We start from the raw sequence: 22,212 nt of genomic DNA, 5'->3' as shown, positions 1-22,212 counted from the left end.
AGTTTGGAGGATTTCAATAAGCTTTTGTGTGATTATGTTATTAATATATCAATGACTTTTTTTACACCTTTACCATCACAAACTTCAAGACACCTTTCAGTCATTCTTTGGTAGTTTTCTGGGGTTCTTAAATAATTAAGCTTACTGAGTATTTGCTCATGAGAATCTTCTAAGGTAAATACTATTACTGCGCCAAAGTTCCCAAGCATTGTTAAAATCGGTATTTGGTTTTCAGCGAATGCGACTAAGATGCTAGGAAGTCCCATAGAACATCTTTCCAATGACGTTGTTCCAGCTGCGCCAATACAAATATCATGACTAAGCATTAATTCTGCAACATTTGAAATATCAGACATAATTGTAATACGTTTATCATGCTCACAATATGCTTTGACTGAATCGTAATGGGGGGCTGTAGGACCAAGAACTACGGTAATTTTTTTATTTTTTTTATCTAGAAGTAAGGCATCAAGTACTTTAGCACTAACATTTAAGGGGTCCGTTCCCCCCATCATGACTAAAATATGCGTTGCCATTTGGCTCTTAGATTTTAATCTTATTTGTTGAATTAATTCTAATGGTTTAATAAATTCTGGTCTTAAAAGCGCAAATTGAGAGCCTAACATTAATTGGCAATTTTTAGGTAAAAGTGACTGATAATCTTGTTTAGTACGCATAAATGTTTGATCAAGCAGGTAATCACAATTATGTTTTCTGTCAGCAAGGTCATCAATGACTAGTATTTTTTTTGTATGTTGTTTAAGTATTTCTTCCCACCGGTGATCAATTGCGTAATGATCAACAATAATTAAATCAACCGACTTTTTAATACATTGATTTATAATTCCAACTGTCTGCGTTGCATCATCCATTTGGCTGCTGCCTAGCCAACGAGAATGATAGAGGTCATCATATGGAGTATCATTTATGGTAAGCGTTGCATAATCAAAATTATTTTGTTTAACTTTGTCGATTATATTCCCAGTGTGAGGTTTGCTAACAAAAAAAATATCGTGGCCATTATTACGCAAAGCATTTGCTAATGTTAAACAGCGCATCATATGTCCAGTACCGATTTCGAAACCAGAATCTGCGCGTATCACTATTTGCACTCAAACACTCCCTGAGAATTTAATACTTGATACATAGCCTCAGCGCGAGCCCAGTCTTCAAGGGTATCAATATCTTGAACTAAATACCGAGGCAGTATGATTGGTATGGTTGTTCCTGAAAATACGGCTCTATTTTCTAAGAATGCCTGAGCTTTTCCCCAATAAATTTGCCCTGCATCATGGTACATTTCAGGCAAATCTTGTGAGCGAGTCATTAAGTGATTTGGCTCATTAAAAAGCAGCATACCATCTTGGTTGATTTTCATTGCTCTTTGGATAGGAAAGGGAAATGATGTTACAGTCACAGAAAAATCAGCATCATTGTCAATTAATTTATTTAAGCCGTTATTGATGGTTTTAGGTGTAATAAATGGCGCAGTTGCATAGATGCAACATACACTTCCATGGCTGATATCCAAACGCTTCATGCTATCGGCAACTACAGCGCTAGTTCCTGTAAAGTCATCAGATAAATCTTTAGAACGCATGAAAGGTACTTCGGCGCCATAATGCTTGGCAACATTAGCAATTTCATTATCATCGGTAGAAACTATAATCCTATCAAAACAGTTAGAATTTTTTGCTGCTTCGATTGAATAGGCGATTATAGGTTTGCCATGAAAAAGCTTAATATTTTTTCGAGGTATTCTTTTACTACCGCCACGAGCTGGAATAATGGCTATGTTCATATGTTACCCATTCAGTATGTTGGACAATGTTTGCACCACCATATCTTGCTGCTCTTCAGTCATAGAATGAAACATCGGTAACGATATTGCTTCTCGATAATATTGTTCTGATTCAGGAAAATCTTCGAGCTTAAAACCCATTTTTTTATAATATGGTTGTGTGTATATAGGAATATAGTGTAGGTTGACACCGATTCCTTTTGCCCGTAAAGCGTCAAAAACAGCTTTGTGAGTTAATGCTATTTTGTTTAGATTTAATCGAATAACATAAAGATGTAATCCTGAATAAGTATCTTCTAATTGATATGGCAAAGTTATAGGTAAATCAGCTAAAAGAGTATTATATCTGTTAGCTAATTGATGCCGCTTTTCAACGAAGTGCTCTAGCTTTTGGATTTGGCTGACCCCTAAAGCGGCTTGTAACTCAGTCATCCGGTAATTAAAACCTAAGTCAATTTGCTGGTAGTACCAATCTCCGTGGGATTCACCTTCCATCATAGATGCTTCACGCGTAATGCCATGACTACGTAATAAAGACATTTTATCGGCGAGTTCTTTACTATTAGTTACTGCTGCTCCGCCTTCAGCGGTTGTAATTATTTTAACAGGGTGGAAGCTAAAAATAGTAATGTCTGAGTATTCACAATTTCCGATAGGTTTGTTGTGGTACTTCCCTCCGATAGCATGGGATGCATCTTCAATAATATAAAAACCATATTTTTGAGCAAGTTTATGAATAGCTTTCATATCACATGGCTGGCCACATAAGTGTACAGGTATTATAACCTTTGGTAAGGTGCCATTTTGCTCAGCTATAATTAATTTTTCCTCAAGCTTTTTAGGGCATAAATTATAGGTTTTTGAGTCTATATCTATAAAATCTACTTGTGCCCCACAATACAGCCCACAATTAGACGATGCTACAAAAGTGATCGGTGATGTCCATAACCAGTCACCCTCGCCTAATCCTACAGCCAGGCATGCAATATGCAAGGCTGAGGTTGCACTATTCACCGCTAGTGCATATTTTGCATTCGTATGTTCTATTAGTTTTTTCTCGAACAAAGGTACTTGAGGGCCTTGCGTCAAAAAATCTGATTTTAATACATCAACAACCGAATCAATATCTTGTTGAGTTATTTCTTGTTTACCATAAGGGATCATATTATTTCTCACACAGTGAAATTGGGATCGACATGAGTTTTAATTAATTCTCTTAGGCTTTCAATCGATTCCCACTCAGCATTTGTTCCTGAATTATATTTGAAACCGAATGGTACTTTTTGAGCCTTATGGTGAGTCAGATATTCATCTTCACTATAAGTAAATGATACAGAAGGAAGAATCGCATAATATTTACCAAAATCGATAGTATTTAATGCGTCAGTATCTGTTATCATTTCCTCATGCAATTTTTCGCCAGGGCGAATACCAACAACCTCAATTTTGCAATCAGGAGCAATTGCTTTAGCGATATCAAGTATTCTATATGATGGAATTTTAGGAACAAAAATTTCACCACCTAAATGATTTTCTAATGCATACATGACCATATTTACGCCATCTTGAAGAGAAATATTGAATCTGGTCATCTCTTCATGAGTAATTGGAAGTACACCTTCCTTGCATTTGCTTAAGAAAAATGGAATAACAGAGCCACGAGAACCCATTACATTTCCGTAACGAACTACACTGAACTTAATGTCTTTCGAGCCTTTGATATTATTTGCTGCGGTAAATAATTTATCTGAAGCTAATTTGGTTGCACCATAAAGATTGATAGGAGCACAAGCTTTATCTGTTGAGAGAGCAACAACATTTTTTACGCCACACTGAAGTGCTGCTTGAATTACATTCTCTGCACCATCAATGTTAGTACGGATACATTCTGTAGGGTTATATTCAGCAGTATCAACCTGTTTGATAGCAGCAGCATGGATGATAACATCAACACCTTCACATGCTTGAATCATACGATTACGATCACGTACATCACCAATGAAAAAACGTAACTGTGGATAGATAGCTGCAGGATACTGTTGCTTTAATTCAAACTGTTTTAGCTCATCACGCGAAAAAATGATAATTTTTTTTACGTTAGGGTATCTTTGAAGAATAGTTTTTATAAATTGTTTCCCGAATGATCCTGTTCCACCAGTAATAAGCACACTTTTATTGTTTAACATTTTTTCACCGTAAATATATTGTTTTTGATAAATAGACTATAAATTAAATTAAAGAAATATCTAAATCGTCAAGCATTTTTTGTTGTTGTTTCGTTATAATTTTATTGATTTTTTCTTCTATAGCTTCCCAGTCTTTTTTAGATATTTCATATTCAAAACATAATTTATTAGATTCAAGCATACGTTCATTTATCTTTTTAATACCTAGAAATTTGTTCATATGCTGTGGCGCTAAGTTATGGCTTAAAACGTCACTTTTTATTTTCTCACACTTGTATTTCTGAAATGCAAATTTACTGCATATTGCTATCATTATAGGAAAAAGACCAGGGACAATAGCTTCCCTATTACCAATATAACATCCCCAATAGATACTACTTCTGTCATCAATAAGTTCAATATACATAACAGAAATAGGCATTTCGTTAATTTTTAATACAAAGTAATGCTTTTTTTCATTGTTTTTTAATAGCTCTAAAAAACTTAAATGCTCTTCTTTACTGATGATGTGATCATCTAAAAAGTTATTTCTAACTTCCTGTAGGTTTCGCCATGAAAGAACTAAGTCAGTATTTTCTGTTGAAAAACGTTCTAATTTTAGTGTCATAAAACATCGCCAGTTTTAATATTAGCTTATTATCATTTAGCTCATTAAGCCGTGCTTCCGGCATCAACAGTAATTGTTGTGCCTGTGATCATATTTGAATTCTCATCCATAAGAAATAAAACTGCTCTAGCTACATCATCTGTACCTGCTAATTTCTTCATAGGACTACGGCGTACTATGGAAGCTAACTTATCACCTTGAAGAGAATTAGTCATATCTGTTGACATATATCCGGGGGAGACACAATTCACGGTAATATTTGCTTTACCTAATTCACGAGATAGCGATTTAGTAAATCCATTTAGTGCTGATTTAGATGCACCATAAACAGATAAACCATTAAATCCAGTAGTTGCAATAATAGATGAAATGTTAACTATTCTTCCTACCTGATTTATTAACATCCCCCTACTAGAATATTTAGCTAATAAAATAGGGGCCTCTACATTAACTTTGAGCAGTTCACTTATCTGGCTCTCATGCATTGTTGCAAGTACACCGTCATGACCTAGTGCTGCATTATTAACTAATCCATAGAGACGCCCATATTTTTTGACTATATCGGATATAAAATTTTTAATCTCAGATGTCTGTGAGAGGTCAAAGCTTTCGAAATTAAAATTGTCAGGATTATTTATTAAAAGGCTATCAATCTCAGCTGTTTTCTTTCTTCCCGTCGCGATAACTTTATAATTAGATTCTAGCAAAGTTTGTACAATGCCCAAACCTAATCCCCTAGTTGCGCCAGTAACCAAAACTAATTTATTCATTTCTTAATACCTTGCCTGTTGCATTTATTTTTAAATCATTAACAATCTTAAAGAATGTGGGTACCATAAAATCTTCTAAATTAGCTTTGCAATAATTTTTTAAGTTAGAAATAAAGTTTTTAGTGTCTTCAATTGATGGGTCAACGACTAGGCTAGCTTGCACTAAACTTCCCATTATGGAGCTTTTTTTAGCTGAGACACTAACAAGTAGTACTCCAGGAAAAGACAGTATTATTCTCTCAATTTGTTCTGGTTGTACCTTATTTCCACCAATATTAATGCTGCCGTTGGCTCGACCTAAGAAATAACAACGATTATTTCTTATTTCTACTAAATCACCAGTATCTATAAACCCATTATTTTCTTCTGTTTTTTCAGAGCCAATATAGCCGGAATACGTAGAGTTTGATTTAATCAGCAAGGTATTTTCATTGCTAATTTTTAATGACATTTTTTCAAAATAATTTATTGGGAATCCAGCTTGGCCATCAGTAACGGAAAAGCCAACTCCTGCTTCTGTGGATGCATAAATATGTCGTATTTTAGCGTTTGGGAATTGTACAGATAACGCTTTTAATATATTGCTGTCAGCTATTTCCCCACCTAACGTAATAACTCTTAATGGTAGTAGTCGTGCTTCAGGGAGCATTAATAATTTACGCCATAATGTTGGGGTAGCAGATAAACATGTAACATTATTTTGATTGAAAAAGTTAATTTCATCAGGAAGTGATAGGTGCTGAGGAATAACTAATAAATTACCTGATATTACAGACTGCAAATAAACTTGAATACCAGCAAAGCGTTGCAAGCCATAGAGTAATCCCCAAATATTTGTATTTTCTTTTGAATCACTATTTTTTACAGTTGCAGTTAGACTCGATAGTGTATGCTTTACTAGTTTAGGTGTTCCTGTCGTACCTGATGTTGTAATAACCCATTCGGTATCAATGTTTTGATCGAAATCGAATGATTCATTACTATACTCGCCAAGTAGATTTATATTTATAACATTTTTTCCACTATCATCAGATTCAGTTATTAAAAAATCTGTTTCGGTTTTTTTAATAAAATCACTTTGTTTATCTAAAACTGATTCATACGGTAGAATAGTGATTCTTGAAACAATACCATCTAGGAAAAATAACCACTTTGCAATATTTAGATCGTCATTAAAATTTAAAGCTATTTTTTTATTTCGTATTTTATATAGAAATGATTTTAATAACTCTCTTTCTTTCTTTAAAGAAAGAATAGTTTCAGTTTTATTTGGGGTTTTAAATAATTCTTTATCGTCATCAAAATTATTTATATAGTCAAATAATGCCATTAATTTTATTCCGGTTTGTTTTTTATATAAATATCAACAAATTCTTTAAATGTATTTGGGTAAACTGCATTCTCCATTATAGAAAAAGGGTCATAATTTAATTCTTCTTCTAATCTAGCAACTAAAATAGCAAAGCCTAAAGAATCGAGACCGCTCTCTAGTAAAATAGTATCATCACCAAGCTCACCAATTAATGTGGCATCTGTAGCTTCAAGAGCTTCATGATATAGCTCTATAATTAGAGTACGTAAATCAGACATTTTATTCTCCTATATCCTATTATTAAATATGATGTATGGCAGAGGCAGTAAACAACCCATAGCTACCGCACTGGGTTGTCGGGCCCCAGAGCACCATTGAATTTGTAAATGCATACTTATCAATTGAAAACATTGCATTTTTTGCTAATTCGCTCAATTGATAAGCAAAGCTTATTGTTTTTTGACCGCCAAAGGGTATGCCTCAGCATTTATTTGGTCAAGTAAAAAGCGCTTAATAATACCATTAAAGCTAGTTACTGACTATCACTGCGATAGCGTTAGAGAATAGTCCTAACACAATCACCAATAGAATAAGTTATTTTAAATTATTAGGTTATAATCCTATTCTTACGCTTTCTACGCGATTAAATATTTAAGTTAAGTTATTCCTTGTATATCATTGCTTTTAGTGTGTGTTCAATGAAAGCCAGATCCTAATATTTCTATATTTATCCGAATTCCGCGTAGGAATAGATTAATAAAATGCTTAATTGATTATATTAATTAACTTGGCTGTCGGATGGAGTTATATGAATAGTGTATTTTGGACTAGAACAATAATGTTTGAGGGATAAAAAACGGATTATGCTAAAAACATAACCCGTTTTTGATAAAATATGCTTAATATCTGCTAACTACCACTTAAATGGCACGTTTACCGTAACGGCGGCGCCTAAATCATTGCGTGTTTCGTAATCAGTTTTAGATACCCAAACTTTCGCATCCGTGCTGACGTCATTGTCAAAGTTATGCCACCAACCGAAATCAACGCCTTTGATGGTTTCTGATTTAGGGAACAACTTGTTGCCATCAAAGTTAGATTTATTCACTTTTGCGTACATCAAGCGAGAACTGACGCGGTTGTCATCATCGAGAGTGTATTCCACTTTGGTAGTGAGCATGCGCCCGTCGCCGCCCATCGCGTGGCCTAGCGATGCACCTTGTTGGTAATAACCATTTTTGTAGATAAAGTGGCGATACATTACGCCGTCTTTGTCCCACTCAGTATGGGTATTCGCGCCTTCAATATACCAATTTAAAGGTTGCCCCCATAGTGTGTGATAACCTTCGATACCGCCCATAAAGGCGTTTTTCGATGGGAATAGCCCAGCTTCATCTTCACCGACCATTTGGCCATATAGGCTGACAGGTAGGTCGATTAATGGGTAAAGTTTCAGTTTGAAGTCTAAACCTGCCAGTTGGTTACCCGGGTCATCGTTATAGTCGCCAGTATTATCCCTACCGCCCATAGCATTCCAGAAAGAATTCCAGTTATTAGGGCGGCCATCGCCTCCCCACATGACCACGCGAGAACCACCGAGTTCGAAGAAGTCAGTTGGGTTCATGGTCATACGTAAACCAATCAGTTTAGTGTTGGGTTGGGAAGAATATTGTTTGATTTGCCCTGCGGTGAGCTGGTATTGCCACGAACCAATCCAAGAAAGCCATGGAGTTTCAAATGGGCTTTGGTCAGCACGTTGAATTAAGAAGCCAGTAACAGGGCGAGCCGCATCGGTACGAATTAAGCTACCATCGTGGCCCGGTCCCCACCATTGTGGAATTTCACCAAAGGATACCCACTGGTTCCAAATTTTTACACCACCATATGAGCCATTGAGGTTGTAGTCAGAACCATTTTCAACGCGTAAAGCACGTTCGCCATTTGCAGTGAGGTTTAAGTCTACGTCGTCAGTGCTGTAGTTACCTGAAACGGTATAGCGAATATCACTATATTCACTCTGGGCAAAGCCCTGTGGCATAGAGTTGTGGCTAGATGCAAGGTGAGTTTCTAGTTGAACACTGTTTTTCTTACGGTCAAGGTTCTTTTTAATGCGCTGAATAATGGCTTCTTGTTCGCTATTAGTAATATTTGCATTATTTAAAGAACGTGTGATTTCTTCTTGGGATAGTGGCCAAGTTGATAAGCTAATTTGGATGACGTTACGTTCAGAAAGCCAAGCAAGGTCGCTGCGTAAGTTGTTATCGGGTAGAACTAATCCCCCCGCAACGCTTTGTGCACTTATGGCGCCGAACACAGCAAGTATGGCTAGCTTAGTGAGCTTGAATTTTTTCATTGATAAATCCATTTGAAGTTGAGTTCGCCTAATATTGAACAGGTTAATAAGGGAAAACCTGTAAATTAAATAAAGTTAAAATATGATTATTATCAGCCCACATTATAAGTATCTTAATTTGCATTGAGTTGGGCTTCTGTGCTTTCTATTAATATCAATTATCACACTTTAACTAAGTAAAACAGAATATCAGATTAATATAGTCGGTGTAGAAGTTAGTAACATATTAAGATATAAAACGATATGCTTTTTGTTGGATTACTACATGGTTAATTTTAAGTATCCTTCTTCATTGTTCTTTTTTTGGAGGGTAAGTAGCATTAAAATAGAATTTTATATTGGTCGGGTATTTAGGAATTGTTGTTATTAGAGCCAATATAGGATTATTCTCTATTTAATCGCGATAGATATATCTTGATTGAAAAAAATAACCCCCTTCTTTAATTAAGAGAAAGGGGTTATTGGTAATGAATAAAGTTAATTTATCGGCCGTGTTCAGGTAGCCAGATTTGTAACCTTAAACCACCTAATGGGCTATCATCCGCTTTCACCCAACCTTTATGTTGTGTTATGGCGGTTTCAACAATTGCAAGACCTAAACCAGTACCACCAGTTTCTCGGTCTCGAGCTTCATCAGTGCGGTAGAATGGGCGGAAAATGTGCTCGCGGTCAGCAGGGCTAACACCGGGGCCATCATCATCGACGGTGATGAGAATACCGTTATTTTCTTCTTTGAAATCAACGGCAATGTGTGTATGCGAATAACGTAATGCGTTACGCACAATATTTTCAAATGCACTACCGACGGCAGAAGGGTTGCAATATAACGGCCAAGGCCCAGGGTGAGAAGTGACTTCGAGCGTTTTGTTCATTTGCTCAGCTTCAAAGCTAGCATCATCTAAGATATCGCCCCAAAGTTCATCGGCTTTGATATTTTCACGCAAGATTTCGTTTTTATGCTGGCTGCGGGATAACACCAGTAAATCGTTAATCATGCTATCTAGGCGATGGGTCTCGGTTTCGATGCGTTCTAGCTCTTTACTTTCCCCATGGCGACGGCGTAATAAGGCGGTTGCCAGTTGCAAACGAGTCAATGGAGTGCGTAATTCATGAGAAATATCAGAGATTAAGCGTTGCTGTGCGCTAACCATACCATCAAGGGCACTGATCATTTGGTTAAAGCTATTTCCCGCAGATAAGAACTCTTGCGGACCGGCTTCTAGCTCTGGGTGTGGCCGTAAATTCCCTTTCGCCACATCGTCTGCCGCCATTTTTAATTTACGGGCAGGGCGGGCGAGACTCCAAGATAACCATAATAGTAGTGGAGCGCTGATCAGCATGGTGGCAATCAGTAATAAGAAAGGCCTATCAAACAATAAATTAATAAAGTCAGATTGTGGGCTGCTTGCTGGGCGAACTAAATACAGTTGGTAGTGGTCTTCCCCATCACGAATGGAGAAAGGACCGAGAATTTCGGCTCGTCCATATTTTTTCTTTTTCGGGTGATCCGCGTTATCAGACTGCCCAATAAAGTTACGTATTACCTGCATTTCACTTGGCATTGCACCAATCACACGGCCTTCACTGGTGACGATAATCAACCGTTGGCCGGGAGGTGCCCATTTTTTGATGGCGTTAGAAATACGCCGCCACCAAAGTAGGTCATTCATCGGAGCTTGTGCGAGTTCGGCTTCAATATGCTGCTCAAGCATCTCCCCTTGGCGTTGTTCACTTTCCATCAGGACGGTGATTTGCCGAGAGTCGAGCTTGGGCACCATCAGCACTAGCATTAATACTAGTGCGAGGGTAAACCAGAAGATCGCAAAGATCCTTGCGGTTAAGCTGTTGATCATGTGGCAGAAACCATTAAGTATCCGCGGCCACGTAGAGTTTTAAACCACGGCTGGCCATCAGTGCGTTCTGGAAGTTTGCGGCGTAAGTTTGAAATATGCATATCAATAGCACGGTCAAACGGCGTTAAGCGCTTCCCAAGAACTTCTTGGCTAAGGTGTTCACGAGAAACCACTTGGCCTAGGTGCTGTGCGAGTAGATATAACAACGTAAATTCTGTTCCTGTTAAGTCCAAAATTTCATCATCAAAGCTGGCTTCTTGGCGACCTGGGTTAAGTTGCAGTTTATCAACTTGTAAAACAGGGGTATTGCTATTGTCGCCTTGAGTTTGCTCGCTCCAGTTAGAACGGCGTAATAAAGCACGAATACGTGCTACCAGTTCACGGTCATTGAACGGTTTAGGTAGATAGTCGTCTGCACCGAGTTCTAGGCCCAGAACCTTATCTAACTCACTACCGCGAGCCGTTAACATGATAACGGGGGTCTGATGGATTTGGCGCAGTTCTTTCAATGTCTCAATACCATTTTTTTTCGGCATCATGACATCAAGTAGTAACAGGTCAATGGATGAGTCAATTTGCTGTAATGCCTGTTCACCATCATAGGCGATGACAACATTGAAACCTTCCATTTCCAGCAGTTCTTTTAACAGCGACGTGAGTTCACGGTCGTCATCAACTAATAGGATTTTATGCATTTTTTAAGTCCTCCAACTGCCAAAATACGATAACAATCTGTACGATTCCATGACTTTACGTTCTTTTACATGCTCTGACGCTAGTTTGCAGCCACAGGTGTATATTTGTTCACATTGAATCACGAGCACAGTTCGGAGACAAGGTGTCAAATGCTGAGAACAACACATAGCAAAGTACATAATACAGTACATAAAACCGCAATGTTAGTTTTAGCTTCTGCGTTTGTGTTCGGACCAGCGGTTGCTTTTGCAGAAGAGCCACAAAGTGCTGCAAATGAAAGTTCAACACCTTTGATGTTACAGATGCAGTCCGAGCCAACTACGCCAACAGGCAATGCGGTTGTGCCCTTTCAACATCATGAGTTATTTAGCAGTGAAGAACGTGCCAGTACCTTTATGTTTAATGGTATCACGTTAAATGAAAAACAGCGTCAGCAATTGCGTGATTTAATGGCAACACAGCGTCATTATCATGTTGATAACTCTGCTTTAGTTAAAGAACGTGAAGCACTGCACAAATTAATTATAGCGGATAACTTTGATGACAAAGCGGTTCGCGAACAACTTGAAAAACGAATGCAAAAAGAACTGGAACAACGTGTTGAAATGGCTCGAATTCACCATGAATTGTACCAGTTGTTAACGCCAGAACAGAAAACAGAGCTTGAGCACATTCACCAACAAGAAATGAGTCAGCATAAAATGGCGGAATTTCAAGCGATGCAGTTTCAATAAGTTTAGTTGTTAGTACCTGTAGTAATGCAAGTTAGTTAATTTTATATCCTGAGTTCCATAGTAAGTAGTGAAGTAGCAATAAGTGAAGTTTTTCCTTGCCATAGACACCATCCCTGTCTTTTATAGCCCCTGTTAGGGGCTTTTTTTTATCTCAAAAATAAATAAATTCTTTATTTATCAGTGTGATAATATTTTTATTAGGCGTTCATAAAAGTCACGAAAAATCATAAGTGTGGACAGTCCGTGGACACTTTGAACGCCTATTGATGCTTAAATACTAATACCCCCATTTAATGGATTTAAGGTAATAGCAAATTGCAAATAATCAGGGGCTAAGTGAGCATAAGCCATTGTTTGTTGAATATTGGCGTGACCTAATATTTGTTGCAGCGCAACAATATTGCCACCATTCATCATAAAGTGACTTGCGAAAGTATGCCTAAGAACGTGCGTAGCTTGACCGTCTGGCAAATCAGGTTTAACAGCTTTTAGTTTCAGCCTGAAACTTTCGTAATCAACATCAAACAATAAGCCGGTTTGCTTAGTTTTTATCTCCTTTTCTAATTCCTCAGAAATAGGAACTATGCGTGATTTCCCATTTTTAGTTTTTAGAAAAGTAACTCGCCCATTTTTTACTTGTTTACTCTGTAGTGTTGCTGCCTCTCCCCACCTTGCGCCTGTGCTCATACAAAATATTGCGATTTTCTTTTCTTCTGATGATAGCTGGGATAGCAATAAACTAATTTCATCATGAGTTAAGAAAGCCATTTCTGGTGGTGTTTCTTTGAGTGGTGGCAAGCCGTTAAGTGGATTATCTGCATTAAACACCTCAAGCTTTTTGAGTGTAGAAATCATGCCTGATAAACGATACATATCGCGATTAATAGTCGCCGCACTTGTTCCACTTAGTAACCTATCACTACGATGCTCAAGTAATACTTGTTTATTCAATCTGTTAATTGCGGGGTCACCAAGAAACTTAATTGTTTTTTTAAGTTGTCTTTTCTCTATCGAACCATTTTCAGTTGTTTGGCCATGATAAAGCCACCAAAGTTCCAATAGATCACTTAAAAGCCGCCTATCTGCTTTCGTTCCCGCTTTTTTAGCATTTGCCATTGTGTAACGTTCAAAGGCAATCGCTTCTGATTTTTTATCAAATGTTTTCCTGATCCGGTTTCCTTTCCGTCCAAGAGGTCTAATGTCCACCATATATCGACCATCATCGGTTTTTTTAATTGGCATATTGCAGCCCTCCGATGTGGCATATTGAATTGTTATCAATCCAATCAAGTAAATCAGTATGTATTGTTAGCCAGTTTTCCGATCTGAGCGGGGTAATGTTTGAACATCTTGCCCATCAGGGGAGAGAGTTGGACTAATTTGTCCTAACGCCTCGTTTGTTTTATCAGCCATTAACCACATGATATATTTTTCAAATCTGGGGTGAGTTGTTATTTTAGGTAGTGTCTTTCCACTAATTTCTTGTCTTCCAGTTTCATAAAATTTTTGCGTGCCTTCCGGAATACCTGTTAAAGAGCAAAAATCTGCACGAGTTAAGTTTTCAGCCTCTCTAATCATCCTGATTTTTTCACCTAATGATATTGACATGGTTGTACCTATTACCCTATTATCGATTGCAAGGGGTAGCAATTGCTACCGTGAAAGTGAAGTAAGGCTTATAATTGCCTAGGTAAGCGACTATAAGCATCCACAAGAGGGGATTATGCCATATGAGCGGTAAAGAATTAGAAAAGTATTTGCAAGTTCATTATCCAGTTGATGCGGTTCCTTATAAAAAATTCGCTGATTTAATAGGGAAAAGTGAAGCTGCGGTAAAAAACATGGTTGATAGAAACAAACTGCCATTGATTGTTTGGCAAAATCCAGACAGTGACGGGGATGTTAAAACGCGTGGTGAAAACTGGGTTTATATTCCTGAATTCAACCGCGCAATGCGTGATGCATTTTTGAATAGACCAAAAGAGCAAAGGGATGCATGGTTGCTTTGGGTGGGCTTGTAATATGAAAGCTGAACAAATCTCAACTCACAGTTTTAAATATCGTGGTTTTCTAATCGTTAAGTTACCGGCTAAAACGATGAATCCAGTAACCCGCTATCACGTTCAACGAAATGATGATTCATTCGGTTTATTTGATTCAATGAGTGATGCAAAGAAATATATAGATTCATTATTTGTAATTATCGATGAATTGCCATTCTATCCACTAATAAAGGGTTAATAAAATGACTCAATTACAATTTCAGCAACACAAACATAAATTAACGAGTTCATCATTTAATGAACACAAACGAAATAAAAAACGCCAATTATCGTTAATGGATAAAATTTTAATGATTGGCGGTGTTTTATTCTTTTTATATTTATTCTCGGCAGCTATTAAATAATAGTGAGGGTTAAAAATGGAAATCAAAATAGAAATGTCAGAACCAAAAGAATTTAATAAAACAAAAACTGCATGCTCTGATGAGTTTAGTATTCTTAAAAGACTACGTGCGTTATCAGCAGCAAAGCATGATATTAAGCAAGATATTATATCCGTCATGAATAAAGCCATGGTTACATATGGTTTAAGTCCTCTAGATGTTGATTTTATTATCTGTGAGCTAAGTAGTGACATAAGAGAGGCTTGCAATGAAAGTGTATTGGGGACAAGAGGCAAAGGTATACACTGCATGAGTGATATTCCAATGGATGATAACATCCCATTTTAGGGGGTTGATATAGAACATGGGAACTACGGCAATTGAGTTAGTTAAAACAAAAAAGCTTATTGAATCACTCGATAATGTGAAAACTGATGATGTGCCAGTAAAGAATGTAACAACTAGGCACTACGAAAATCACGGTGACAGCTTAGAATATCGCGTGAATGAGTTGAATAAAGCTGCTCAATTAAGGACAACCGTTTTTCATTCAAATAAAGAATGTCCAGATAATAAAGAGCTTTCCGGATTTATTGAGTATCTAAGATTAAGTGATGAGAGAATGCTTAATATGATTCTTTATTTAGCCGAAATTAATAGTGATAAACATCATTTAGGTTTTGAAGAATTTAATAAAGAGGAAATGCAATCAATTATTTCAGCAATAAATCAAATTAAAGCACTTACGGCGCTATTCCCTAAACATATCGCCATGCCTATTTAAGGTAAAGAAACAAAATTAATGACGTTAGCGCGTCAGGGATTTTTACATTCTAAATTCGAGGTTTTGAGTATGAAAAATATAGAGAAAAGAAAAATAGTTATTAAAGGGCGAAGTATGGGTAAAACCACTGAGTTACCTTTAATCGGCTTTGACCCTGCGACAAAAGAGCGTGATTACTCCGCTGTTGTTATCAGTATTAAAGCTATTCGTGAAGATGAACGCAAAATCATGTATGACAAATTTTCATCTCGCTTTGATGCCATAGCCTGCAAGATTATCAACGAAAAGTTAAATGATGAACAAATTCACCAGTTATTAGTTGGTGAGTCTGAGCATTACTCAAATCTGGCTGCGGAGTTAGATCATGTCTAAAGAAATTGACCGCGCCAGTGACCACGAAATGCTCATGCGTGAGCAACAAATCAAAACCATTACTAATCGTTTAGTCAGTGTTTCCGCTTTTGAATGTGAAGACTGCGACAAGCCTATTTCAGAAGCACGCCGCATTGCATCACAGGGTTGCACTCGCTGCATTGATTGCCAAACGATTTTTGAGCTTAAAAGTAAACATTATCGGAGCGTGTGACGATGAAAAGAAAACATGAGCTCAAGCTAGCTCCTCATTACTTTCATCTCGTTCAAGATGGTTTGAAAACAGCCGAGTTTCGCCGTGCTGATAGAGATTTTCAGGTAGGTGATGAACTATTTTTACGTGAATTCAATTCAATCAATAGACCTTATGCCAGTTACACCGGCAATGCTATCTCATGTCTCATCACTGATATCACAAAAATTAATGAGGTTTACCCAGAGTTAAGGGCATTACCTCCTTTTGTGATGATTTCATTTTCAGTTATTCGAATTGAGGATAATTATCGTGGCTAAATCAAATAAAACTATCCTCAAGTGGGCTGGCTCTAAAGTTCGTATCATGGAGCAATTACGTCCACACTTACCAAAAACTAAACGCTTAGTTGAGCCGTTCGCTGGGTCATGTGCAGTGATGATGAATACTGACTATGAGCAGTATTTAATTGCTGATGCAAATATAGATTTGATTAGGCTTTATAAACAAGTAAAGGCGGATGATTTCGGGTTTGTTCCATCATTAATAGATTTTTTTATTCAAGGAAATGATGAAACATTATTTTATCAACGGCGAGAAATTTTCAATCGCCGTGATAAAGAGGCTGATGCTCAGCTATTTGAATCAATAGAAGATTATAATAAGGCAGTTGAACGCAATAAAGCAGGATTATTTTTATATCTCAATCGACATTGTTATAACGGGCTTTGTCGTTATAACTCAAAAGGCTACTTCAATGTACCATTTGGAAAATACAAAAAGCCGTATTTTCCTGAAAACGAAATTATTGCTTTTTATCATAAAGCCTATAGGGCTGAAATAGTAAATCTTGAGTGGCAAGATACACTTTCATTAGTTGAAGACAATGACGGCGTTTATTGCGACCCACCATACATGGGTAATAACTTTTCTCAATATCACACAGCCGGCTTTACCGATGCAGACCACGAAGCATTAGCAATAGCTCTAAAAGATATTAATGATATCCAAGGTAACCCGATCACCGTTTCTAATTCACCAGAAGCAAAGGCGCTTTATGCTGACCTAGGCTTTACTATCCATGAAATCGAAGCACCGCGCACCATTGCTGGTAATGGAAAGAGAATGCCGGCTAAAGAAATTATTGCTGTTTTAGCGGGGGTTAATTAATGATTCTCGACCCTAAAGACGGCGTATACATCAGCGGGACCGCTTTTGCTATTCAACGTCATGTTGACGAAGATTCTAAAGCGGTTCAATGGCGACTATTGCAAATCAATAAAATGGCTCGTTGCTATGAGTTGGTTTGTTGCCATTCAGATCCGTGGCTACTTGCGATTGAATTAACGTCTTATCATGTTAACCGTGTTAAAGGTAAAGGCATCAAATCATTAGATGTTTACCGTAAAACAGTTGATATCATTTCTCGCCGCTGTGAAACGGCTATCAACGCATTACGACCAGAAACATTAGGCGGGGCGCTTAATGTCTAAGGTATTAGATTTCACCACGTTACCGCTGACTTATACCGCGGATATGGCATTTCCTTATCCGTGGAATAAGCCAAAAGATAATGATTACTATAAATCTGATATAGAAAGACCGCTTACCCGTGAACAAATTGTTCAGGGGCAAGCGATTTTAAGTGATATTCAAACCTTGCCGCGTGTTCTGCGCTATCGCTATCAAAAACACTATGACAATTTATTAAAAGAAAGTGGGCTACGTAAAGCCTACGACTTTTTATATTACCGTTTCCATCAGCAGATATGGCAAAGATTGCTTGTTATCAATGCACGTTATGAAATTGAAACAAAAGCATTATTAACAATATCAACTCGTTTATCGCCTGATGTTAGCCAATATAACCGGTTGTTTGATTTGAATGATAAATCGGTGAAAAAGCTGGCTGAAATTATTGCTGTTGGTTTCTCTAATTTGTATGAAATCTATTGCGATAAGTTTACAGAACAGAATAACGGTGAGCGTGAAGTTATCTATCAAGATTCAATACAAACAGAAATTTACGCGCGTTTGGCTGAGTTGGTGAAAGGGCTACATGTTGCCCCGCTTCATTATAAAGCCTACTGCCGAGTTTTGAAAAATCGCAAAAAAGGCAAAGGTAAACAAAATCTAGAAATTAGAAAAGTAATAGCGGCTGTACAGCGCTTGGTTAATTCGGACTTTTGGTGTCGGAAGTTAAAAGCCCATCGCACTCAATGGCTAGAAGCTTTAATGATTGCCAATATGGATGTGTGCCAGAATCGCAATCCATACGCTAGTAAACAGGCTATTCGCGCAGTGCAAGCGCAGCGTTTGTCTAATATGCAATACCTACAAGGCATGGATATTCAGGATGTTGAAACCGGTGAACGCTTTGATCTGTTCGATAAAGTGATGGCGAGTGTTTCAAATCCTGAAATTCGCCGCATGGAACTTATGGCTCAAATGGCGGGGATTGAACGCGTAGCGAAAGAACGTGGTGATATTGGAATGTTTATCACTATGACTTGCCCGTCAAAATATCACCCAACAAAGCTACGTAAACGCAAAAAAGACGTGATCGCAGTACTTAACAGCAAATGGAAAAATGAGGCCTACACACCAAAGGACGGGCAACAGTACTTAGTCAAAGTTTGGTCGCGTATTCGTTCGGCATTTAATGACAATAACATTAATGTTTATGGTGTTCGGGTTGTCGAACCGCATCATGACGGTACACCACATTGGCACATGCTACTTTTTGTTGATAAGGCAAGCAGGGCTGATGCCATTGATATTATGCGCAAGCGTGCATTAAAAGAAGATGGTGACGAGGTCGGCGCACATAAATACCGTTTTGAATGTAAACACATGAACCGCGGTGGTGCAGTAGGCTATATCGCAAAATATATCGCTAAAAATATCGACGGTTACGCCCTTGATGGTGAGATAGACCACGAAACCGGTAAAGATTTAAAAAGTATGGCGGCGGCTGTTACTGCGTGGGCTTCAACTTGGCGTATACCACAATTTCATTTCTATAAACTCCCATCAAAAGGCGCTTATCGCGAATGTCGTCGGCTTCCGCGAGGCGTTTCTATTGCTGATCAACTAGGTGATGTTGCTGAACGAGTTCGCGCCGCTGCCGATGGTGGTGATTTCTTTGAATATGTTATGTCGCAAGGTGGCCCATGTATTCGCCGGAGTGAAGAAACAATACGTGTCGCTCGTGAGATCAGTGACGTAAATGTTTACGGTGAAGATGTTCAGAAAGTTGTTGGTATCTACAACCAATTAAAAGCCGGTGCCCCAGTTATTAAAACCCGCGACAGAAAGTATCAAATCGTCAAGAAAAGCGCCGTTGACGTTGACCTTAATCTTTTAAGAAGCGACAGCGGAGCGCCTCGGAGTCCTGTCAATAACTGTAGATCGCGGATCACATCCAATCTATCAGATGTGCAATTTTACGAGCCTGAGCACGGCTCAGGTGAAGTATGCAACATTAGAGAATACGGTTTCGCGTTTATAGAAACCGATGCTCAAAACGCCACTGAGAGCGAAATATTACAGAGAAATCAACAAAGACAGATTTCAAACATTGAAGTAAGTGAGATCGATAAGGAAATTCAGTCGGAAATTATCAATTTTGCCAACGAAGTCGGCATTAATTTCGATATTCCACAGATTGAAACCATGTTCATTAACGGTTTAGGCGTGAGTGATGAGCTGCATTTTATAAAAGTCGATGGGGAACGGCTGAGATTGAGCTTAAACGAGAGTGGGAAAGAGCTGCAAAAAATGGAATTAACGGCTCAAAAAGAAACCATTAGTGAAAAGTACAGGCAACGATATACCAATGCGTTAATGCGAATTAATAAGTTGAGAGAGGAAAACAAATGAGTGATGGGATAATTATTTCTTTAATCGTTTGGGGGATAGGTGCTTTGTTTTTTTGTGCATCCATTATTTGGCATTACAAAAGGAACCCAAACGATAAATTACCTATTTGGGCAACGATTCTGATTATTATTTTTTGGTTTGCTGCATTAATTATGGCGCTATTACTTCTATTAGCGTTATGGATTGACAATAAATATTTTACTAATGAGGATGATAATAATGAATATAGATAAAGTGATTATTAAATTAAATGAGTTAAATGAATTAGACCCAAAAGCAACCTACGAATTATTTAGTAGATATGTAGAAGTGAGTGAAAAACTAGCGCACTCAGACTGTTCTTTTGTATGCGGTAAAAAGGCAGAAATATTTGCTATGGGCTTACTGGGTGTCATCAATGGGCTAATTGATAATGGCGTAATTGCCGCTGATATTGATTTCAAAAATGAAAAAATAATTAATTTTGTTCGTTTTGATAAGTAGGAGCTTTTATCATGTTTAAAATAAATGTAACAAATGAATTATTAATAGAGTTAGCCTATAAAATACATGTTGATTTAAATGTTTGGCAGGCAAGATGGAACCATAACCAATTCCATAGAAATAGAGTGCTGGAAAAGGCAAGACAGATAGGTTCATCATGGTATTTCTCATTAGAGGCACTAAATGACGCCTGTTTAACTGGAAGAAATAAAATATTTATAGGCGATGCCCTGCTTATTCAAAATGAAATCCAATATTTGTGCCATCATGCAAATCAAATGAAACATGAAGATTTTATGGATTATTTTAAAGAAAATGACAGGTTGATGATTCAGTTAAATAATGGCGCAAAAATTTATTTTATTTCTACAAAGTGCCCTGCTGTTGCCAATATTGTAGGGGATGTATATGTCCCTGAATGGTCGTGGAATAACAGACCATCAAACGTTCTATTTTTAGCAAAAGGCATAGCGAATCACAACAAATGGCGTAGAACATTTTATTCCACTCGTTCTAGGTTAGAGCCTGCAAGCCAGCAAGGTATAGTTAATTGCATTAATGAAAAAGCGTTTATTGATAGGGTTAATTTATTTGAGTCAACACTTGATAAGGTATGGATTATCAAAAAAATGAAAGAGGAGGCTGAAAAGTACCACCCTGATGCTTTCGGTGAAATGTTTCTCTGTAAATTCAACGGGGGTTGACATGTTAGGTTATCAACCCAAAAAGCAACACCAAGAACTTTTAGCCAGTGCCAAAAGAAAAGAGTTAATGAATTTCATAAATCAAGTTGATAATTTAATAATAAAAGAGGAACTCAAGGTTATTGAGGTATTACGGTGTTTCGGTATTATTCTGGCTAAACATCAGGCACTTGATGAAATGACACTGACAGAAATTAAAGTAAATTTACCCCCCCCAAGAAACCATAATGTATAATGGAGAAACCTCTCCTAAAAAATTAAGTGAGAAACTATGTTAACTTACCAAGACATAAAACAAGCATCAAGCAATCTAACTATTGAAGCAGCTAAACGCACAGCGACTTTAAGAAAATTAGCTCATGCTTTAGTCACTGCATACACCGACTCTCTTAAATTAATTAATCCATACTTTACTGATGACGAAGGAAGAAAAAAACCTTACGTTGACACTTATGTTGAGCAGTATGGAAAATTAACACCTTGTACAATTGGGATGTTATCGCTTGATCAGGACTATGCAATCAATTTTTTTATAAGAACAGCAGTAAATGATGAACCTGCTTATGTAAATTATGTCGATATTCAAGTCAGTATAAAAATAGAGCAAAGTGATGTCTTTATTTACTTAATGGAAAATAGCACCCCAATAATAACGCCTATAGAACCTATCAGCGGTCAATTTATCGAAGCCACAACCGCAATAAAACAAGGCATTATTTCACTCATAAATTCTCAAATTCCGAGATAATTCCAACTATAAATAAAGCCAGCCCCAAAGTTGAATGACCAACAACTAGGGGCTTTTTTGTTTTATGTTCTTAACTGCACAAAAAATGCAATTTTCCGAACAAATCCGCAAGATCAAAAAAGGATCGTTACCTGCGTAAAGTGCCACCACTGGCGCGGTTCAGACGATCTCTTGCAGGTGCATGAAAACCGACCTATTTAGTGGGCAGGCGTGGCGGGGCTACGATTGCGCGGCGAGGTGTTTATTGTTAAATATCCGTCCGCAAAATCTCCGAGCCGTCACAGCGTTAAAATCAAATTTATATAACTATATAGCAATTATTTTTGCACGCTTTGTGGTGGCGTGTGG

At 37.5% G+C, this 22,212-nt stretch carries 30 protein-coding genes; 17 read left to right on the top strand and 13 right to left on the bottom strand.

Annotated features, from left to right (window positions below; genetic code table 11):
• Positions 1 to 32: 32 nt before the first annotated feature.
• From pseG to cpxR, 11 genes are all read right to left on the bottom strand, one after another.
• Complete coding sequence (gene pseG, locus CYG50_RS18855) at positions 33 to 1,112, bottom strand: UDP-2,4-diacetamido-2,4,6-trideoxy-beta-L-altropyranose hydrolase (protein ID WP_102140477.1); 1,080 nt, start codon at positions 1,110 to 1,112, stop codon at positions 33 to 35.
• Positions 1,103 to 1,801 (bottom strand): pseudaminic acid cytidylyltransferase, encoded by a 699-nt coding sequence (pseF, locus tag CYG50_RS18850; RefSeq protein WP_102140478.1) that lies wholly within the window; start codon positions 1,799 to 1,801, stop codon positions 1,103 to 1,105. Before pseF ends, pseG begins: the two co-directional genes overlap by 10 nt.
• A gap of 3 nt (positions 1,802 to 1,804) precedes the next feature.
• On the bottom strand, positions 1,805 to 2,965 hold the full coding sequence (pseC, locus tag CYG50_RS18845) for a UDP-4-amino-4,6-dideoxy-N-acetyl-beta-L-altrosamine transaminase (RefSeq protein WP_102140479.1): 1,161 nt from the start codon (positions 2,963 to 2,965) through the stop codon (positions 1,805 to 1,807).
• 8 nt (positions 2,966 to 2,973) lie between these two features.
• Positions 2,974 to 3,987 (bottom strand): UDP-N-acetylglucosamine 4,6-dehydratase (inverting), encoded by a 1,014-nt coding sequence (pseB, locus tag CYG50_RS18840; protein WP_102140480.1) that lies wholly within the window; start codon positions 3,985 to 3,987, stop codon positions 2,974 to 2,976.
• A gap of 43 nt (positions 3,988 to 4,030) precedes the next feature.
• The gene (locus CYG50_RS18835) at positions 4,031 to 4,594 is read right to left on the bottom strand and encodes a hypothetical protein (protein WP_102140481.1); all 564 of its coding nucleotides are present in this window, start codon (positions 4,592 to 4,594) and stop codon (positions 4,031 to 4,033) included.
• A 44-nt stretch (positions 4,595 to 4,638) separates the two neighbouring features.
• The gene (locus CYG50_RS18830) at positions 4,639 to 5,364 is read right to left on the bottom strand and encodes an SDR family NAD(P)-dependent oxidoreductase (RefSeq protein ID WP_102140482.1); all 726 of its coding nucleotides are present in this window, start codon (positions 5,362 to 5,364) and stop codon (positions 4,639 to 4,641) included.
• On the bottom strand, positions 5,357 to 6,694 hold the full coding sequence (locus CYG50_RS18825) for an AMP-binding protein (RefSeq protein WP_102140483.1): 1,338 nt from the start codon (positions 6,692 to 6,694) through the stop codon (positions 5,357 to 5,359). The genes CYG50_RS18830 and CYG50_RS18825 overlap by 8 nt, the downstream gene beginning before the upstream one ends.
• Positions 6,695 to 6,699: 5 nt before the next feature.
• Positions 6,700 to 6,954, bottom strand: a complete 255-nt coding sequence (locus tag CYG50_RS18820; protein WP_102140484.1) for an acyl carrier protein — start codon at positions 6,952 to 6,954, stop codon at positions 6,700 to 6,702.
• A gap of 635 nt (positions 6,955 to 7,589) precedes the next feature.
• The gene (locus tag CYG50_RS18815) at positions 7,590 to 9,029 is read right to left on the bottom strand and encodes a capsule assembly Wzi family protein (RefSeq protein WP_102140485.1); all 1,440 of its coding nucleotides are present in this window, start codon (positions 9,027 to 9,029) and stop codon (positions 7,590 to 7,592) included.
• A gap of 482 nt (positions 9,030 to 9,511) precedes the next feature.
• Complete coding sequence (cpxA, locus tag CYG50_RS18810; RefSeq protein ID WP_004906999.1) at positions 9,512 to 10,882, bottom strand: envelope stress sensor histidine kinase CpxA; 1,371 nt, start codon at positions 10,880 to 10,882, stop codon at positions 9,512 to 9,514.
• The gene (gene cpxR / locus CYG50_RS18805) at positions 10,879 to 11,577 is read right to left on the bottom strand and encodes an envelope stress response regulator transcription factor CpxR (protein ID WP_004265224.1); all 699 of its coding nucleotides are present in this window, start codon (positions 11,575 to 11,577) and stop codon (positions 10,879 to 10,881) included. The genes cpxA and cpxR overlap by 4 nt, the downstream gene beginning before the upstream one ends.
• Positions 11,578 to 11,727: 150 nt before the next feature.
• Here cpxR and CYG50_RS18800 point away from each other — a divergent pair, with 150 nt between their 5' ends.
• Entirely contained in the window at positions 11,728 to 12,312 is a 585-nt protein-coding gene (locus CYG50_RS18800; RefSeq protein WP_102140486.1) for a Spy/CpxP family protein refolding chaperone, read from the top strand.
• Between the two features lie 270 nt (positions 12,313 to 12,582).
• Here the strand turns inward: CYG50_RS18800 and CYG50_RS18795 are convergent, their stop codons facing one another.
• Complete coding sequence (locus CYG50_RS18795; protein WP_102140487.1) at positions 12,583 to 13,554, bottom strand: phage integrase; 972 nt, start codon at positions 13,552 to 13,554, stop codon at positions 12,583 to 12,585.
• A gap of 66 nt (positions 13,555 to 13,620) precedes the next feature.
• Positions 13,621 to 13,920 carry a helix-turn-helix transcriptional regulator gene (locus tag CYG50_RS18790; protein ID WP_102140488.1) on the bottom strand — a complete coding sequence of 100 codons (300 nt, stop codon included), beginning with the start codon at positions 13,918 to 13,920 and terminating at the stop codon, positions 13,621 to 13,623.
• A 122-nt stretch (positions 13,921 to 14,042) separates the two neighbouring features.
• Between CYG50_RS18790 and CYG50_RS18785 the strand changes: the two genes are divergently transcribed.
• The 16 genes from CYG50_RS18785 to CYG50_RS18710 all read left to right on the top strand — a co-directional run bounded on the left by CYG50_RS18785 (position 14,043) and on the right by CYG50_RS18710 (position 21,864).
• A complete protein-coding gene (locus CYG50_RS18785; RefSeq protein ID WP_102140489.1) occupies positions 14,043 to 14,333 on the top strand; it encodes a Cox family DNA-binding protein in 291 nt (96 codons plus the stop codon).
• 1 nt (position 14,334) lies between these two features.
• Complete coding sequence (locus tag CYG50_RS18780; protein ID WP_102140490.1) at positions 14,335 to 14,553, top strand: hypothetical protein; 219 nt, start codon at positions 14,335 to 14,337, stop codon at positions 14,551 to 14,553.
• Between the two features lie 4 nt (positions 14,554 to 14,557).
• Positions 14,558 to 14,719 (top strand): TetR family transcriptional regulator, encoded by a 162-nt coding sequence (locus tag CYG50_RS18775; protein WP_102140491.1) that lies wholly within the window; start codon positions 14,558 to 14,560, stop codon positions 14,717 to 14,719.
• Positions 14,720 to 14,734: 15 nt separating this feature from the next.
• Positions 14,735 to 15,046, top strand: coding sequence for a hypothetical protein (locus CYG50_RS18770; RefSeq protein WP_102140492.1), 312 nt, complete (start codon positions 14,735 to 14,737; stop codon positions 15,044 to 15,046).
• Between the two features lie 16 nt (positions 15,047 to 15,062).
• A complete protein-coding gene (locus CYG50_RS18765) occupies positions 15,063 to 15,482 on the top strand; it encodes a DUF5347 family protein (protein WP_102140493.1) in 420 nt (139 codons plus the stop codon).
• A 69-nt stretch (positions 15,483 to 15,551) separates the two neighbouring features.
• The gene (locus CYG50_RS18760) at positions 15,552 to 15,854 is read left to right on the top strand and encodes a DUF2732 family protein (RefSeq protein ID WP_238706814.1); all 303 of its coding nucleotides are present in this window, start codon (positions 15,552 to 15,554) and stop codon (positions 15,852 to 15,854) included.
• Positions 15,847 to 16,068 carry a TraR/DksA family transcriptional regulator gene (locus tag CYG50_RS18755; RefSeq protein WP_102140495.1) on the top strand — a complete coding sequence of 74 codons (222 nt, stop codon included), beginning with the start codon at positions 15,847 to 15,849 and terminating at the stop codon, positions 16,066 to 16,068. The genes CYG50_RS18760 and CYG50_RS18755 overlap by 8 nt, the downstream gene beginning before the upstream one ends.
• 2 nt (positions 16,069 to 16,070) lie before the next feature.
• Positions 16,071 to 16,367 (top strand): DUF3850 domain-containing protein, encoded by a 297-nt coding sequence (locus CYG50_RS18750; RefSeq protein ID WP_048606884.1) that lies wholly within the window; start codon positions 16,071 to 16,073, stop codon positions 16,365 to 16,367.
• A 46-nt stretch (positions 16,368 to 16,413) separates the two neighbouring features.
• A complete protein-coding gene (locus CYG50_RS18745; protein ID WP_238706813.1) occupies positions 16,414 to 17,217 on the top strand; it encodes a DNA adenine methylase in 804 nt (267 codons plus the stop codon).
• Positions 17,217 to 17,540 (top strand): DUF5405 family protein, encoded by a 324-nt coding sequence (locus tag CYG50_RS18740; RefSeq protein WP_102140497.1) that lies wholly within the window; start codon positions 17,217 to 17,219, stop codon positions 17,538 to 17,540. The genes CYG50_RS18745 and CYG50_RS18740 overlap by 1 nt, the downstream gene beginning before the upstream one ends.
• A complete protein-coding gene (locus CYG50_RS18735) occupies positions 17,533 to 19,929 on the top strand; it encodes a replication endonuclease (protein WP_102140498.1) in 2,397 nt (798 codons plus the stop codon). The genes CYG50_RS18740 and CYG50_RS18735 overlap by 8 nt, the downstream gene beginning before the upstream one ends.
• Complete coding sequence (locus CYG50_RS18730) at positions 19,926 to 20,162, top strand: hypothetical protein (RefSeq protein ID WP_102140499.1); 237 nt, start codon at positions 19,926 to 19,928, stop codon at positions 20,160 to 20,162. The genes CYG50_RS18735 and CYG50_RS18730 overlap by 4 nt, the downstream gene beginning before the upstream one ends.
• Entirely contained in the window at positions 20,149 to 20,412 is a 264-nt protein-coding gene (locus CYG50_RS18725) for a hypothetical protein (protein WP_102140500.1), read from the top strand. The genes CYG50_RS18730 and CYG50_RS18725 overlap by 14 nt, the downstream gene beginning before the upstream one ends.
• 11 nt (positions 20,413 to 20,423) lie before the next feature.
• Positions 20,424 to 21,116 carry a terminase large subunit domain-containing protein gene (locus CYG50_RS18720; RefSeq protein ID WP_102140501.1) on the top strand — a complete coding sequence of 231 codons (693 nt, stop codon included), beginning with the start codon at positions 20,424 to 20,426 and terminating at the stop codon, positions 21,114 to 21,116.
• 1 nt (position 21,117) lies between these two features.
• Entirely contained in the window at positions 21,118 to 21,351 is a 234-nt protein-coding gene (locus CYG50_RS23555) for a hypothetical protein (RefSeq protein ID WP_102140502.1), read from the top strand.
• Positions 21,352 to 21,387: 36 nt separating this feature from the next.
• Complete coding sequence (locus tag CYG50_RS18710; RefSeq protein WP_102140503.1) at positions 21,388 to 21,864, top strand: hypothetical protein; 477 nt, start codon at positions 21,388 to 21,390, stop codon at positions 21,862 to 21,864.
• Positions 21,865 to 22,212: the final 348 nt, after the last annotated feature.

Source organism: Providencia huaxiensis, assembly GCF_002843235.3.
GTDB classification, from domain to species: Bacteria; Pseudomonadota; Gammaproteobacteria; order Enterobacterales; family Enterobacteriaceae; genus Providencia; species Providencia huaxiensis.
Note: the sequence above shows the minus strand (reverse complement) of the source record. Positions and strands in the feature narration are given on the sequence as shown.